This window comes from Agarivorans sp. Toyoura001 (assembly GCF_005405585.1).
Lineage (GTDB): Bacteria > Pseudomonadota > Gammaproteobacteria > Enterobacterales > Celerinatantimonadaceae > Agarivorans.
The window spans coordinates 73,866-90,611 of sequence record NZ_BJEQ01000010.1; the positions used below are offsets into that span (position 1 = coordinate 73,866).

Sequence of the window (16,746 nt, forward strand, 5' to 3'; positions counted from 1 at the left end):
ACTATCATTTATGAATGAGCGGCATTGGCAAGACAAGTTTGATATAGGCTCCGCCTGCGTTGAGCGCTTTTTAACCACCGAGCGTTTTTCTGAGCTGGCTAAGCTTCAAGTTAATTTAGCGGGGGTATCTTATATTCGAGGCGAGTACTTCGTTAGTCGGCGAGCCCCGCAAGAACACTCAATTTTAATTTCTATGGCTGGTGTTGGCAGTTTGCATACGCCAGAAGGACGACAACGCTTAGGACCCAATGAAGTGGTGATTCTGCCCGCAGGAACCGATTATTCGTTTAGCTTGGCGAGTCATTTTTGGCGGCATAATTGGTTTCAGTTTTCGGCTGATATTTCTTGGTATCGTTTCCCTAAAAAAGCCAAGGTAATGAAGATTAATTCCAGCCAAAATATTGATAAGTGTTTGAAGCTACTACTAGATGAAGAAGGAAAAACCAAGGCCGATCCACTGGTGGAATCAGCGTTAACCCAATTGCTTAAACGCTATTTATTGCAGCTGCTCAAACCTTTAAAGAACCAAGAGCCTAGCCCCTTGCATAATTTGGAGCAGCAATTGCGCTCTTCATTGCACTATCCGTGGACTGTGAGCGAGATGGCCCAGCGTTTATCTGTATCTGAAGCGCATTGTTATCGCTTATTTCAACAAGAGTTTAAATGTAGCCCTAAGCAATACCTTACCCGTTTACGCTTAGAGCATGGCAGCTATCTATTGCGCGAAAGCCGCTGGTCTATCGACGTTATCGCTAGCCAGTTGGGCTATCAAGACGGCTTTGCTTTTGCTCACCGCTTCAAAAAAAGCTTTGGGGTTTCTCCGGGGCGTTATCGTAGGCAAAGCCAAGCTTAGCGTTAAATATTATCGTTGTAAGCTGGCAGCCAATTTGGCCACACTCACTCGCTTAAAAGTGTCTAAAGTAAGTTCTGCCACTTGTTGCAACTGTTGTTGGCTTGCGCCGTTAGTGGCATGCACATTTAAACCTTGTAAAACGGTGGCAAGATAATGGGCTAGTGCTTCTGGGTCAGCATCTGGGGCTAAATCTTGCTCTTGTTGGGCGCGTTCGAAGCGTTGTTGAAGGGCAATACTGCCTTCGGCTCGGCGAGCTTTAAGGGCTTCCTTAATGGTGCTGGCCGATTCGCTGCAAGATAAGGCTCCTTGCACAATCACACAACCTTGTGGTTGGTCTGGGTCGCTTAAGTTAGCCACCGCCCCCTTCAACATAAAATCAACTACATCGTAAATGGTGGGTTGCTCGAGAGCGGGGTAAAAAAAGGCTTGAGGACGTTTTTCGTAGAGTTCTATCGCTTGCAGAAATAGTTGTTCTTTATTGCCAAATGCAGCGTACATACTGGGTTTATTAATGCCCATTGCTTGGGTGAGCTCATTGAGTGAGGCGCCTTCGTAACCTTTTTGCCAAAACACCTCTAGCGCTTTTTCTAATGCATCTTCTGCATCAAAACTACGTGGACGACCTATATGCGAACAACATTTGGGAGACATTTTGTAACCTTGGTTTACTTTCTACGTTGATCATAGCTAAGCCAAATAGCCCTGTCTAGATAAATGCATACCGACCGGTACAAAAAGTTCTTGATCTTGATCATGTTTCAGAACTAATATACCAAGCAGTACAAAACATCTAGTAATTATCAATTATTCATCACTTGAGGGATCAGAGATGGCTTCAGTTTTTGATTTAACAAAAATCATCGCAATAAGTGCATTAAGCATATCGTTAATTGGCTGCGGTAAACCCGAAGCGGCTACTCAGCAAACCCCTCCACCTCCCAGTGTAGATGTTGCAGAGGTTCTGCTAGAACAAATTACCGAAACAGATTTTTACACCGGTCGCTTACAAGCTCCGCAAACCGTAATGGTGGTACCGCGTGTATCGGGCTATATCGACCAAGTGTTGTTTAATGAGGGCAGCGTAGTAACAAAGGGCGAAGTGCTATTTAAAATAGATAATCGTATTTTTGCTGCTGAAGTTGAGCGTTTAGAAGCCGAATTAGTAAGTGCTAAAAGTAGCTTAGAGTTGGCGAAAAAAGGCTATAAACGGGCCCAAGCCTTGAATAAGAAAAATGCTATCTCAGATGAAATCTTAGATAGTCGCTTCTCTGCCAGGGAGCAAGGTGCAGCAGCGGTAGCCTCAATCACCGCGGCCTTATCTCGCGCTCGCCTTGATTTAGATTTTACCGAAGTGCGCGCTCCTATCGCTGGTCGGGTCTCTAATGCGCTGATCACCGAAGGTAACTACGTAAACCTAGGGTCAAGCCAGTTAACCCGGATTGTATCTATCCAGCATATGTATGCTTATTTTGACGTGGATGAGCAAAGTTTTCTTAAATACCAAGAGCTGAACAATGTGATTCCATTGTCTGACAGCCAAGATTCGATTGCCGCTGTGCAAATGGCCTTGGCCGATGACAGTGTATTTAAACACTTGGGTAAGATTGATTTTATTGATAACGCCTTAACTGGTGCAACTGGCACCATTCGCTTACGTGCTCGCTTTAACAATCAAACTGGCGAATTACGCCCTGGTATGTTTGCTCGTTTGCAAATTGCTGGCAGTAGCCGTTACCAAGCAGTGTTGATTGACAACAAAGCGGTAGGCACTGACCTCAATAACAAGTTTGTTCTGGTATTAGACGACAATGACCAAGTGCAATACCGCCCCGTGGTATTAGGTGAGCAAATTAATGGCTTGCGAATTGTGTCGCAGGGTTTGTCTGGTTCAGAGCGGATTGTGGTTAACGGCATTCAGCGAGTGCGCCCACAAATGCAAGTTACCCCGGTACCTGCCAGCATGGCCAGTGACGAAGTCATATCGGAGCTTCGTCAGTCTCAACGTTTGTTAGAACAGCAGCATCAACAGTTAAGTCTTAATGCCAAGTTATCAGTTCAACAAGGATAAGTTAGCTTATGTTTTCTCAGTTTTTCATTAAACGGCCGATCTTCGCCGCAGTTATCTCCTTGCTAATGTTTATTGGTGGAGCAATTGCAGTGTGGCAATTGCCTATTACCGAATACCCCGAAGTGGTGCCGCCTACCGTAGTTGTGACTGCAAATTACCCAGGCGCCAACCCAAAAGTGATTGCCGAAACCGTGGCTTCGCCGCTGGAACAGGAAATTAACGGCGTAGAAGATATGTTGTATATGTCTTCGCAGGCGACCTCTGATGGCCGTATGACTCTGACAGTGACTTTTGCCATTGGCACCGATGTAGATCAAGCACAAAGCCAAGTGCAAAGCCGGGTCGACCGGGCGACGCCGCGTTTGCCTTTGGAAGTACAGCGCTTAGGTGTTGTGACCGAAAAATCGTCACCCGATTTAACCATGGTGGTTCACTTAAGTTCGCCTGAAGATCGCTACGACTTATTGTACTTATCTAACTATGCGGCGCTTAACGTAAAAGATGAACTGGCCCGTATTGAAGGGGTAGGCGCGGTGCGTTTGTTTGGCGCTGGCGACTACAGCCTACGTATTTGGTTAGACCCTAATAAAGTGGCTTCGCTGGGGCTTAACCCTAATCAAATTATCGCTTCTATTCGTGAGCAAAACCAACAGGCAGCTGCCGGCAGTTTGGGGGCTCAGCCTAGCGGTGAATCTGATTTTCAGATCCTGATTAATGTAAAAGGCCGTTTAAATACCACCGAAGAATTTGAAGATATCATCATCAAAGTCGGTGATAACGGTGAAGTGAGTCGGCTTAGAGATGTTGCCCGAGTTGAGCTTGGCGCAAGCAGCTACGCCTTACGTTCGTTGTTAGATAATAAAGACGCCATTGCGATTGGGGTATTCCAAGCTTCTGGCTCGAACGCGATTCAAATATCTGAAGACGTACGCGCTCGCATGGCTGAGCTGAAAAAGAGTTTCCCACAAGGCTTGAGCTACGACACGGTATACGATCCCACGGTATTTGTGCGCGGCTCGATAGAGGCGGTAGTCAAAACCTTGTTTGAAGCAGTACTACTTGTGGTGCTAGTGGTGGTGTTATTTCTGCAAACCTGGCGTGCGTCTATTATACCGTTAGTAGCGGTACCTGTTTCCTTGGTAGGTACCTTTGCATTTATGCACCTAATGGGTTTTTCACTGAATGCTTTGTCGTTGTTTGGCTTAGTGCTGGCGATTGGTATTGTGGTGGATGACGCCATTGTGGTGGTCGAAAACGTTGAGCGGAATATTGCCGAAGGCTTAAGCCCGGTGGCTGCGACTCAACAAGCGATGAAAGAAGTGACGGGTCCAATTGTTGCCACTACTTTAGTGTTGGCTGCGGTGTTTATTCCGACCGCGTTTATGTCGGGATTAACCGGACAGTTTTATAAGCAGTTCGCCTTAACCATTACCATCTCAACCTTTATTTCTGCGATTAATTCATTAACTCTGAGCCCGGCGTTGTCAGCGTTATTGTTAAAAGGCCACGATCAGCCTAAAGATCGCCTAACCCGTATTATGGATAGTCTGTTTGGTCGATTTATCTTTGCACCGTTTAACCGTGTGTTTGATAAAGGCGCGAATGCTTACGGCAGTATCATCAAAAAGACAATTCGTTTGTCGGCTTTAGTGGGCATTATTTATGTTGGTTTATTAGGCTTAACTGCTTACCAGTTTGATACAACGCCAACCGGTTATGTACCGGGGCAAGACAAACAATACTTAGTGGCCTTTGCTCAATTGCCAGACGCGGCTTCGCTAGAACGTACCGAAGCGGTAGTGAAACAAATGTCGGAAATCGCCCTAGCGCAACCGGGTGTTGAGCATGCCGTCGCCTTTCCTGGCCTAAGCATTAATGGTTTTACTAATAGCCCCAATAGCGCGATTTTATTCACGCCCTTAGCCGATTTTGATCAACGTAAAGATCCAAATTTGTCGGCTAATGCCATTGCTGGTGCGCTCAATCAACAATTTGCCGGTATTCAAGAAGCCTTTATTGCGATATTCCCACCGCCACCAGTGCAGGGGTTAGGCACTATTGGCGGCTTTAGGTTACAAATTCAAGATAGAGCTAACCACGGTTATGAAGAGCTGGCTAATGTCACTATGCAAGTGATGCAAAGAGCCTGGGGCACACCTGCATTAGCAGGAGTATTCTCGAGTTATCAAGTGAACGTACCGCAGTTGGACTTGGATTTAGACCGAACTAAAGCCATGCAGCAGGGTGTATCAGTAGACGAAGTCTTCTCTACCTTGCAAGCGTATATGGGGTCCACCTACGTGAATGACTTCAATAAGTTTGGCCGTACCTATCAGGTAAACGTGCAAGCCGACGAATCGTTTAGGCAATCGCCAGAGCAAATTAGTCAGCTTAAAGTACGCAATATTGATGGTGCTATGGTACCGCTGGGCTCATTTGTTGATGTGGATTATGTAGCAGGCCCAGACCGGGTGATGCACTACAACGGCTATACCACAGCTGAAATTAACGGCGGCCCAGCGCCGGGTTACAGTAGTGGTGAAGCGCAAGCGGCTATCGAGCAAATATTGGCGGAAACTTTGCCAATAGGCATGACTTACGAATGGACCGAGCTAACTTACCAACAGAAGCTGTCGGGTGATACTGCCATGTTGATTTATCCGCTGGTGATTATCTTGGTGTTTATGGTGTTAGCGGCACAATACGAGAGCTTACGTTTGCCAATGGCGATTATTCTGATCATTCCAATGACCTTGTTATCGGCGATTAGCGGAGTATTGCTGTGGGGCGGGGATAACAACATCTTCACCCAAATTGGGTTGATTGTACTGGTTGGCCTCGCGACCAAAAATGCCATTTTGATCGTTGAGTTTGCCAAAGAGCTGCAAGACCAAGGTCGCACCGTGATAGAAGCCGTATTAGAAGCCTCTCGCTTACGTTTGCGTCCGATTTTAATGACCTCAATTGCCTTCATTATGGGAGTGGTACCGATGGTGTTTTCTACTGGAGAAGGCGCCGAAATGCGTCAAGCCATGGGGGTCGCGGTATTTGCAGGTATGATTGGCGTGACGGTATTTGGACTGTTACTCACGCCACTGTTTTATTACTTGCTGGCCAAGCGTACACCAAAGCCTAGTGAAGAAGATGATAAACAAGACTTAGCTATAGCAAACCCTGCGTTCATTGCTAAGTGACCCTGTTTTAATCATTACACACTTAAAAGAAAACGCCGCCGCTTGAGACTCAAGCGGCGGCGTTTTAGTTTTTATCTTGGTTATTTAGGCTGAGAGGCTAGCATCTCATTTAGCCCACCACCATTTACCACTTGCTGATAACCCATTGCTTGCAATACCTGCAAGGCGTAACCAGAGCGGTTTCCTGAGCGGCAATATACAACGATTGGCTGGCTCTTATCTTTAGTCACTGAAGCAATTTGCTCTGCAATTGCGGTATGTGGAATGTTATAAGCCTGCTCAATATGACCTTGGGAAAACTCTCCTTCGGTGCGTACATCAATCAATAGGGCTTGTTGTTTAAGTACATTTTGCCAAGCTGTATCTGCGCGTTCCGTCGCCTGAGCCCCGGTAATGCTGAAAATACTGCAAAGCCATAAACAGCTTAATATTCGAATCATCTTCATAATGTTCCTTGTAATGAAGTTAATTTCTGCATCGGTCTAGTTCACAGTAGTGTATCGGCACAGCTTGCTTAATATTTTGATCTAAATTCGCTAGCTGGACAGTTCTTAATCAGCATACACAAAAAAGCCGCTAACTTAGCGGCTTTTTTAATCAGCGCTTAGGCTGCGTTAGATTTTTCTTCTATTAGCTTATCGACTACCGACGGATCGGCAAGGGTTGAGGTATCGCCCAATGAGTCCGTTTCATTGGTGGCAATTTTACGCAAAATACGGCGCATAATCTTGCCTGAACGGGTTTTTGGTAGCGCTTCTGCCCAGTGTAAAATATCGGGAGTTGCGATGGGGCCAATCTCTTTACGTACCCAGGCTTTCACTTCTTTGTGAAGTTCAGCGCTGGCTTCTTCGCCCGCCATAAGGGTGATGTAAGCGTAAATGCCTTGGCCTTTAATTTCGTGTGGTACACCCACAACGGCCGCTTCAGAAATCTTAGGGTGAGCTACCAGTGCGCTTTCAATTTCAGCGGTGCCCATACGGTGGCCACTTACGTTTAACACATCATCTACACGGCCGGTAATCCAAAAATACCCATCTTCGTCACGGCGTGCGCCATCTCCGGTGGTGTAAGTGCCCGGGAAGGTAGAAAAGTAGGTTTGCTCAAAACGTTCATGGTCACCGTAAACGGTGCGCATTTGTCCTGGCCAACTGTCTTTAATAATCAGGTTGCCTTCGGCAGCGCCTTCTAGTTCATTGCCCTCGTTATCAACCAAAGCGGGTTGCACACCAAAAAATGGGCGAGTTGCAGAACCGGGTTTTAAGGCGGTGGCGCCTGGTAGTGGAGTAATTAAAATGCCACCTGTTTCGGTTTGCCACCAAGTATCTACAATTGGGCAACGCTCGTCACCAATCGTGCGGTAATACCATTCCCAAGCTTCTGGATTAATCGGTTCACCTACCGAGCCCATAATACGCAAACTGCTGCGTTTGGTACCTTCGATAGCGGCGTCACCTTGAGCCATTAGCGCGCGAATAGCGGTGGGGGCTGTGTACAATATTGTTACTTGGTGTTTGTCACATACTTCACTCATGCGTGCTGAAGTAGGGTAATTTGGTACACCTTCAAACAAAATAGTGGTGGCGCCGTTGGCCAGTGGTCCATACACCAAATAGCTGTGGCCGGTAATCCAACCTACATCGGCTGTACACCAGTAAATATCGCCAGGGTGATAATCAAATACGTATTTAAAGGTCATGGTAGCGTAAAGTAAGTAACCGCCAGTAGTATGTAATACGCCTTTAGGCTTGCCCGTTGAGCCCGAGGTATACAAAATAAATAGCGGATCTTCGGCATTCATTGCTTCTGGTTCGCAGTCACTGGCTTGATTCTCAGTAATTTCATGCCACCACACATCGCGACCAGCATGCCAGTCTACCGAGCCTCCGGTGCGTTTAAGCACTACGACACTTTTAACAAAGGCACAATCTGGGTTTTCTAAGGCTTGATCTACGTTGGCTTTGAGTGGAACGCCTCGGCCACCACGTACCCCTTCATCGGCGGTAATCACGTATTTGGAGTTTGAGTCGATGATTCGGCCCGATAGGGCTTCTGGAGAAAAACCACCAAACACAATAGAGTGCACTGCGCCAATGCGGGTACAAGCTAACATGGCAACGGCGGCTTCTGGCACCATTGGCATGTACAAACATACCACTTCGCCTTTTTTCACACCTTGTTCTTTTAGCGCGTTAGAAAATTTACATACCTGCTCATACAGTTCGTTGTAAGTAAGCTTACTGTCTTCTGCTGGGCTATCGCCTTCCCAAATTATGGCTACTTCATCACCTCGTTCTTTTAGGTGACGGTCGATACAGTTAGCGCTGACATTTAGCAGGCCATCTTCAAACCATTTAATGCTGACATGGCCTGGGTCGTAAGAGGTATTTTTTACGCTGTTAAACGGTTTAATCCACTCGAGTAACTCACTACCGTGTTTACCCCAAAATTGGTCTGGCTGAGTAATAGACTCTTGGTACATGTCTAAGTACTGTTGGTCGTTTAGTAGGCAGCTTTCTGCAATGTTAGGTTTAACCGGGTACAGCTTCTGTTCACTCATGTTCCTCTCCTTGCTTCCTCTTATCGAGGCGGGATATCGTCAATGACGTCTCGGATTTGGTTCTAGACTCGCACCGACATAGGTTGTCGACAATTAGACTTTTGGTTAATTATTTGTGAAGAATAGTAAAATGCTTTATTAATCAAAGTGATTTTTTCTGTTGCGAGGTCAAACTGAGAGGCGGCTCACGGCGCTTGAACACTAAATGGTTAGTGCTTCTGGTCAGAGTTGTTATAGCGGAAAAGGGTAGGGAGAAACCCCAGCGCTTAGGCTGAGGTTTGAAATAGCTTACTCGCTGTCGTTGGCAGACATACCTTCTTCGGTAAGGCTTAGTACTAGCTTACCGTTAACAATGTTGGCGTTGTTTGGCGAGAACATCACTAAATTCGAGTCAAAAGCCCAGTCGCCTTTACCCCAGCGTTTTTCGTCAAAGTTGTTGAAGTCATCACGCCAAGACAGTGAAAACTCGCCGTTGTCTTGGTATTCGTAGTATTCCATCCAATCAACCACTTGGTGTAGCGGTAAGCTGCTTGCTTGGAATTGTCCTACCCAGCCAATGGCTTCGGAAATCCAAATATTCATTCGGTAGCTTTGTGGTATATCACGCATCGCAATCACTTGCTTAGAGCCGCTGTCGTGGCGAACGGTTTCTCCGTCTACTTGCCAAATAATATCGTTGGGTGTCCAGATGATGGTGTATTCAACAAATTCTTCAAGTTGAGGAACATTGTGTTTCTTTTCACTGTGCTCTCTTTTATTCACTTGGCCAGTGATCAAGTTAGTTTGTAATTGGTTTGGGGTTTTACCAATGGCTTCAAAGTCGATTTCGCTCCAAGGGATCCCTTTGCCTTGCCAAGATTCGTTATCGTAGGTAAAAAATGACGATACCACACCAGGGCTAGACACTAGCTTCATACGAGTAACAAATTTGCCGTATAAGACTTTGTCGTTACTATAAACCTCTGCCCCAAACAGCGGTTTGTCGCTGCGATTTAATGCGCCGGTTTGTGCATGTGTATCTTGGTTGGGTTGTTCTGCGACAGCACATGCCGAGAGGACTGCGGAAAGTAAGGTGAGTAGGGCGATTTTTTTCATGAATTGTTCCATACATCATAATAATTGCCCTCAATTTAGCGGCTTGAAGAGGATCTCTCCAGCGCTATATTGGGTCACTTTCTCAGCCTGTGAGTAAGCGCTAGTTTGTTGAAATAACGATGAAATGCTTTGTCATTTTTAATACAAAAAGTGGCACTTATGCGGAGATAGCTTGTGGAATTGCGTGAGTGGGGCGAGGGCCAAACTGCAGCCGCAGATAAATCATTGCCGCGGTAATGGCGTCGTCAATGGCTTGATGGCGGCCAGACAAGGGGATTCCCAAGGTTTGGCAAATATGGACTAAGTCCAAGTTGGGGCTAATACCTACGTGGTCTACATGCACTTTGTCGGCAAACATGCGGCCAACATCGATTAGAGGATTTACCAGCTTAAAGCCATACAATTGGCGACAAAAGCGATTAAGAATGCGTTGGTCGTAAGCTATGTTGTAACCCACTATTGGCCTTGGGCCTATAAAATCTAGCAGTTTGGGCAGTGCTTCTTCTAGCTGACTCGCTTGCTCTAAATCGCTGTGGCGTAAGCGGTGAATTTTTATCGAATCGGCGGCTAATTTCTCTGTGGATCGTACTTTTACATCGAAACATTGGCTCGACAAAATGCGCTGCTCGCGAATAATGACAGCACCAATAGAAACAATGTCAGCCTGCTTGGTATCTAAGCTGGTGGTTTCTAAATCTAAAGCAACAAACTCTGGACCACGGTAGTACTGAAACAGCGTGGCAAAAGGACTATCTCGATATTTTCGTTGGTAAAGCAAACGTTGCAACATCGAACTACCTAATAATCGCGAATATTAAAGTGTAGGGCTAATAACTGTTTAAACTTTTTCACCACATGCAACCCGTGGCGCAATAAATCCCGTTGGCTATGGTTAAGTTGGTCCACTTTTAGTACGTGATAATCTTGGTTCTCATCCACTGGGAATAGTTGCTGGATGCGCAATTTAAAGAACAACAGTAAAGCTTCTTTAAGGTTAGCAGCGGTATCTTCGTCTAGCACTTTTAGCAAGGCGAGTTGTTCGATTCGCTCAAGGGTATTGGTGGGGGCTATCGAGCCCTCTAAGGCGAGTGCTCTTACGCCATGCACGATGGGGAAAATACCGCCCTTCTTAATATCTAAGCCAGCTTGTTTAGACTTGATGTTGCCAAACAAGGTTAAAGGAGTATGGAACTTAAGGGCCGGCTGGGCAAAAAACGCCAGGGTTACACTGCGATTAGCCATTTGTGCCATTAAGTCTTTTCGCAAACGCCGCAGTAGGCTTTTATTACCGGCAATGGCGTGGGCGTCAATCACAATGGCTAGGTTCATCATTGCATCGCCGTGGCCTGTTTCTATCCATTTAGCCATGGTTCGGCTCCATTGACTTTGTTGCTGCACCCATTGTGTGTTGTTCACCATTATGTTGCCAGGGCAAGGTGGGTAGCCTAATTCGAGCAAGTATTCGCTAAACTGATTTAGCTGCTGTTGTTTTTCTGGCCAGTCGTAGCCATCTTCTATCACCAAGCCGTTGTCTTGATCAGTTTTTACTATCTGTTCTCCGCGGCCTTCGCTGCCCATTACCATTAAACAAATGTGGTTGTGATGTTGCTGGGGAATACTTAGCTCAAATACGCGGCTAATAATCTGCTCATTCATGGTGGCTAGCAGCTTCATAATAAACAGGGTTCGAATACCGTTGTTACACAGATTTTCTACCAAAGTATTGAGGGTATGTGCGGCTTCGCTCAGCTCTTCAATGGTAGAGGCGCGGGCAATGCGCAGAGCCAATACATGCGAATGGGTAGAGAATAAGCTAAGCAAGTGGGCCATTTCGAGTATGCCAATGATCTTCTGCTGATCCTTCACCACTACTCGTTCAATGCTGTTGCGGGTCATTAGCAGCATGGCGTTAAATAGAAAGTCACCTTTGTTTACGCTAATTAAATTGAAGTTAGCTAACTGACAAACTGGCGTGTCTAAAGATTGCTGCACTAGCACGGCTGCGTGCAGTAAATCGGTACCGGTTAGCATGCCAAAACAGCCATCGTGATTCACCAGCAGTGATTCCAATTTTTGCTCGCGCATAATTAAAGTGGCTTGTTGTAGCGAAGTTTCTCCCTCTATCACAACTGCGGGCTGCACATTGCGTTCATCAATAGTGGTAAGAATAAATTCGGCCAGGTTTTTGTTACCTTCGCGCGATTCAACCAGTTGATGGCGAGTGGCTAAATCTCGTTGAAAGTAATCACCAAAGTCGCTGTTTTCACTCACCAGTTGGCGAAATACTTGGCTGGGAAGGGCGTAACAAAGGGTTTCTTCTAGGGCGATGTAATCGTGTTTGGCGTAGCCGCCAAATTGCGAGCGAACATCAAACCAGTCTTCTACGGTGTAGTGGGCAAATACTTCATCGTTATTGTCGGCACGCTCTTCTACTTGGCCTTTTATTACAATGAATAAGTCGGCTGCGAGTGCGCCCGCAGTAACAATTTTTTGCTGGCTTTGAAAATAATGAATATCTAGGTTGCTAGACACAAGGTCACGCTGCTTAGGCTCAAGCTGATCAAAGGGCGGGTGCTGAAAATTAAAGTCTGAGCTCATTGCCTCACCTAGCAGTTCGGTAAATTAATCACAGTTAAGCTTGTTCTTTTTTGCTAACGTAACCAAGGCGACTTTAGTCTAAACGTGCGCACAACACGGGTTTAACAGAGTAAAGTGGGCTAAATGAGCACTCGAGCAGAATGCAGATGCTTACTCTAAGTGACTTATGAGACTGGGCGGGTCTTTTAATCGCTAACGCACGGCGATAAGCATTTATTTTTTTGAAAATGAAAGCCGAGGAAATGGATTTTAGATGCTGATATGTCGCTGAGTGAAGAGTGAAGTTTGGCGGTTCTATCGTTAATTTGCGGTAGATGATCAGTAATAAATCATTTTGGAAAATGAAAGTCTAGGAAATAGATTTTAGATGCTGATATGTCGCTGAGTGAAGAGTGAAGTTTGGCGGTTCTATCGTTAATTTGCGGTAGATGGTCAGTAATAAATCATTTTGGAAAATGAAAGCTGAGGAAACGGATTTTAGATGCAGATAGTGAGTGAAGGTTGGTTAGTGATTCCCTTGTCTTTGGCATACTTGGGGTTATTGTTTGTAATTGCCTACTATACCGACCAAAACCCTAGCGCTCGCTTACGCTGGCAACCCGCGTTTTATAGCTTTTCTATTGCAGTGTATTGTACCTCGTGGACCTTTTACGGCACGGTGGGGCAGGCCAGCGAAAACTTCCTGTCCTTCATTCCCATTTATCTTGGCCCCGTGCTGCTATTTATATTTGGTTGGAAGCTGCTTGCGCGAGTGGTGTTAATTGCCAAACGCGAGCATATCACTACTATTGCCGACTTTATCGCGGCACGTTACGGTAAATCTCAAACCTTGGCAGTGGTCATCTCATTGATTTGTATCATTGGTGTATTGCCTTATATCGCCCTGCAATTACGCGCCATTGTTATGGGCTTGGATCTGTTTGGTGGCGAAGCCATGCGCGAAGCGGTGGGTAAGGGCAGCAGCTCACAGATCGCCTTATTTGTAAGTATCGCCTTGGCGATATTTACCATGTTATTTGGTACTCGCCATATTGATGCCACCGAGCACCATCGCGGGGTAATTGTGGCAATAGCGTTTGAATCCCTAGTAAAGTTGGTGGCCTTTGTGTGCGTTGGCTTGCTGGCTGTATCAATACTCTGGGACTTACCGTTCGATGCTAAGCAGGCAGTGGGGGAGTCGTTCAGCCTTAAGTGGCAAGAGATTAGCTTTGCCGATGTTAGCGATTTAATTGTGGCAACCTTGCTGGCTATGTCGGCGGTGATTTGTTTGCCCCGCCAATTCCACGTGACAGTGGTTGAAAACAACCAAGTTAATGATTTAAAAACTGCTCGCTGGTTATTCCCAACTTATTTAGTGCTGTTAGCTATTTTTGTATTGCCTATCGCCTTTGCGGGTGACTACTTGTTACCGAGCAATACCCCTGCCGACAACTACGTGATTAGCCTGCCATTAGCGGCCGGCCAAAACATATTGGGTATGGTGGCCTTTTTAGGTGGTACCTCAGCCGCAAGCGGCATGGTGGTGGTGTCTACCATTGCTTTGGCCATTATGGTGAGCAATGATTTAGTGCTGCCTCTACTGCTTAAACAAGGTGGCTTAAGCCGCCGTAACTTTGCCCAATTTAGTGAACTCCTGCTAAACGTGCGTAGAACCACCATTTTAGTGATTTTGCTGTTGGCCTGGGGCACCTTCTTAATGTTGGGTGAGATTAGCAATCTTGCCGATATTGGCTTTTTGTCTTTTGCCGCCATTGCCCAACTGGCTATTCCTTTAATATTTGGTTTGTACTGGCGCGAAGGTAATCGCACTGGTGTGTATGCCGGTTTGTTGGTGGGTATGAGCCTGTGGTTGCTCAACCTGTTAAATATGACCGATAGTTTGAATCCACTTATTTTTAATCAGTGGATTGCCGATTGGTTAAGCGCGCCGCAGTTACAGGGCCATGTCCTTATCTCTAATCAAAATTGGGGCATATTACTGAGTTTGTTAGGAAACTTATCCGCCTACATTTTAATTTCTAAGCTATCTAGCCCAGCGGTATCAGAGTGGCTGCAAGCCAGTAATTTTGTTGGCCAATCGGGTAAGAGCGATGACGCTGGCGCGCTCTATCAATCGAAAGTGAGCGTAGAAGAGTTACATATGCTGGCGTCGCGCTTTTTGGGCTCCCAACGTATCAGTGATGCCTTTGGTAAATATGCCACCTCACGCGGCGTAGAGTTAAGCCCAAACCAGCAAGCTCCGGTAGAATTAATTGCCGAAACCGAGCGTATGTTAGGTGGTGTATTTGGCTCTTCGTCGGCGCGTTTAGTATTAGGCTCAGCTTTGCAAGGTAAGCAAGTTCAGCTAGAAGAGTTTGCTTCTATCGCCGAAGAAGCCTCAGAACTTTTACAGTTTAATAAACACTTATTGCAAGGCGCGATTGAACATATTGACCAAGGCATTGCCATTGTTGATCAAGAGCTCAAGTTGGTCTCGTGGAATCGTCGCTATACCGAGCTCTTCGACTTTCCAAACGGCATGATCTCAGTAGGCCGGCCGATAGAAGATTTAATTCGCCATAATGCCGTAAACGGTTTATGTGGCCCTGGCGATATTGAAGAGCATGTAGAGCGGCGGGTAGAGCATTTACGCCGTGGAAATAGTCACACATCGTCGCGGATCCGCCGTGATGGGCGGGTGATTCAAGTGCAGGGAAACCCTATGCCCAATGGTGGCTATGTGATGACATTTAGTGACATTACTACCTTTCGCCAAGCCGAAGATATGCTTAAACAGGCCAACGAAATTCTAGAAGCGCGAGTAGCACAGCGTACTCAGCAGCTTTCATCAATCAACCAGCAGCTAGTACATGCCACAAGCTCTGCCGAGCAGGCTAACCAATCTAAAACTCGTTTTTTAGCGGCGGTTAGCCACGATTTAATGCAACCACTTAATGCAGCCAAATTGTTTACCGGTTCACTACTGGAAGCCGAGTTAGAAAAAGAGGCCAAGTTTTTAGCCGCCAGCATTGATAAATCCTTATATTCTGCCGAAGAAATCATCAGTGATTTGCTGGATATTTCGCGCTTGGAATCTGGCCGAGTAGTGGTGAGTACCGAGCAGTTCGAGATTGGCCATTTACTGGATCATATTCATGCAGAGTTTATTCCTTTAGCTCAACAGCAAGGTGTAGCGCTTAAGTTGCAGGCTAGCAAGTTAACCGTGCGCAGTGACAGCAAATTATTGCGTCGAATATTGCAGAACTTTTTAACCAATGCCTTGCGTTATAATCCCAATGGCAAAGTACTGTTGGGCGGGCGGCGTAAAGGTAACAACCTGCGTTTAGAGGTATGGGACAACGGCCCCGGTATTGAAGAAAGCAAACAGCAGCAAATATTTGAAGAGTTTCAGCAGCTACAAAAATCTGGTAGAGCCCGAGAGGAAGGACTGGGTTTAGGTTTAGCCATTGCTCAGGGTTTTGCCGAATTGCTCGAGATACCGATTGGCGTGGAGTCGGTACCCGGTAAAGGCTCGGTATTTTATATCACGGTGCCAGTAGTTGAAGCATTGAACGTGCAAAAACAAGTGAAGCCAGAAGGTGATGCAATTACCACCACTCAAGGTGCGAGGGTACTGTGTATTGATAATGAACCAGACATATTAGTGGGAATGGAGAGTTTACTAAGTCGCTGGGGTTACGAAGTGATTTGCTGTGAAGATGCTGACGTAGCCGAAGAAGTGATCGAAGGTGGATGGGTGCCGGAGCTAATACTCAGCGATTACCACCTTGATTTTGATAAAACCGGATTAGAAGCCCTGCAAAGACTCATTCACGAACGCGGCTTATCGTGTCATGGCATTGTGATTAGTGCTGACAGACAAACCGATCTCATTGACCGAGTACGCGCCCAGGGTTTCGCATACTTGAGCAAACCGTTACGACCACTGCGTTTGAAAAAGCTCTGTCAGCAGCTGCTCAATAGTAAAACGGAGGCTAATTATTGGCTAAAGCCGAGTTCTTAACTCTTATTTTACTCGGTAGACTTAACATTTTTGATTAAAGTGATAGCCATTATACTTTCACTCTTTAAATGTTATTTATTTTAAATAAGACAAAGGGTTAAGTTATATTGAGATTGTTTTTAGGCAACAGGAGAGTATCGTGGGAGTAAGCACACAGGGTGGTGGGATTGAACTGGTCATAATGTTTTTTTGACCGTTCTACCAATAGCTATAACAGCATTCATTTTGGCTAAAGAGAAAGGAAGAAATGTCGTTCTTTGGACGATTCTAGAGTGTATACCGTTTCTAAATATGTGGATGCTTGCATTTTTTGTAGGTGCAACTAACTTAAAGCAAGAAAACAAGCTAGATAAGATTCTTGATAAGTTAGGAGCGAAA

General features: G+C 45.9%; 10 protein-coding genes. 4 read left to right on the forward strand and 6 right to left on the reverse strand.

Going from position 1 to position 16,746, the window contains the following annotated elements; all coding sequences use genetic code 11:
• Window positions 1–10 precede the first annotated feature (10 nt).
• A complete protein-coding gene (locus FFR00_RS12995; RefSeq protein WP_137673833.1) occupies window positions 11–853 on the forward strand; it encodes an AraC family transcriptional regulator in 843 nt (280 codons plus the stop codon).
• 9 nt (window positions 854–862) lie between these two features.
• Here the strand turns inward: FFR00_RS12995 and FFR00_RS13000 are convergent, their stop codons facing one another.
• Window positions 863–1,504, reverse strand: coding sequence for a TetR/AcrR family transcriptional regulator (locus tag FFR00_RS13000; RefSeq protein ID WP_137673834.1), 642 nt, complete (start codon window positions 1,502–1,504; stop codon window positions 863–865).
• Between the two features lie 178 nt (window positions 1,505–1,682).
• Between FFR00_RS13000 and FFR00_RS13005 the strand changes: the two genes are divergently transcribed.
• Together FFR00_RS13005 and FFR00_RS13010 are read left to right on the forward strand one after the other, a co-directional pair.
• The gene (locus tag FFR00_RS13005) at window positions 1,683–2,921 is read left to right on the forward strand and encodes an efflux RND transporter periplasmic adaptor subunit (protein ID WP_137673835.1); all 1,239 of its coding nucleotides are present in this window, start codon (window positions 1,683–1,685) and stop codon (window positions 2,919–2,921) included.
• Between the two features lie 8 nt (window positions 2,922–2,929).
• On the forward strand, window positions 2,930–6,115 hold the full coding sequence (locus FFR00_RS13010; RefSeq protein WP_137673836.1) for an efflux RND transporter permease subunit: 3,186 nt from the start codon (window positions 2,930–2,932) through the stop codon (window positions 6,113–6,115).
• 80 nt (window positions 6,116–6,195) lie between these two features.
• On the opposite strand, the gene FFR00_RS13015 is transcribed toward FFR00_RS13010, so the two are convergent.
• The 5 genes from FFR00_RS13015 to FFR00_RS13035 all read right to left on the reverse strand — a co-directional run bounded on the left by FFR00_RS13015 (window position 6,196) and on the right by FFR00_RS13035 (window position 12,365).
• Entirely contained in the window at window positions 6,196–6,561 is a 366-nt protein-coding gene (locus FFR00_RS13015) for a rhodanese-like domain-containing protein (RefSeq protein WP_174235952.1), read from the reverse strand.
• Between the two features lie 158 nt (window positions 6,562–6,719).
• Entirely contained in the window at window positions 6,720–8,672 is a 1,953-nt protein-coding gene (gene acs, locus FFR00_RS13020) for an acetate--CoA ligase (protein ID WP_137673837.1), read from the reverse strand.
• 288 nt (window positions 8,673–8,960) lie between these two features.
• On the reverse strand, window positions 8,961–9,767 hold the full coding sequence (locus FFR00_RS13025; RefSeq protein ID WP_137673838.1) for a family 16 glycosylhydrolase: 807 nt from the start codon (window positions 9,765–9,767) through the stop codon (window positions 8,961–8,963).
• A gap of 157 nt (window positions 9,768–9,924) precedes the next feature.
• Window positions 9,925–10,557 carry a 3'-5' exonuclease gene (locus FFR00_RS13030; protein ID WP_137673839.1) on the reverse strand — a complete coding sequence of 211 codons (633 nt, stop codon included), beginning with the start codon at window positions 10,555–10,557 and terminating at the stop codon, window positions 9,925–9,927.
• 8 nt (window positions 10,558–10,565) lie between these two features.
• Complete coding sequence (locus FFR00_RS13035; RefSeq protein WP_137673840.1) at window positions 10,566–12,365, reverse strand: DUF294 nucleotidyltransferase-like domain-containing protein; 1,800 nt, start codon at window positions 12,363–12,365, stop codon at window positions 10,566–10,568.
• A 481-nt stretch (window positions 12,366–12,846) separates the two neighbouring features.
• On the opposite strand from FFR00_RS13035, the gene FFR00_RS13040 reads away from it, so the two are divergent.
• On the forward strand, window positions 12,847–16,368 hold the full coding sequence (locus FFR00_RS13040; protein WP_137673841.1) for a hybrid sensor histidine kinase/response regulator: 3,522 nt from the start codon (window positions 12,847–12,849) through the stop codon (window positions 16,366–16,368).
• Window positions 16,369–16,746: the final 378 nt, after the last annotated feature.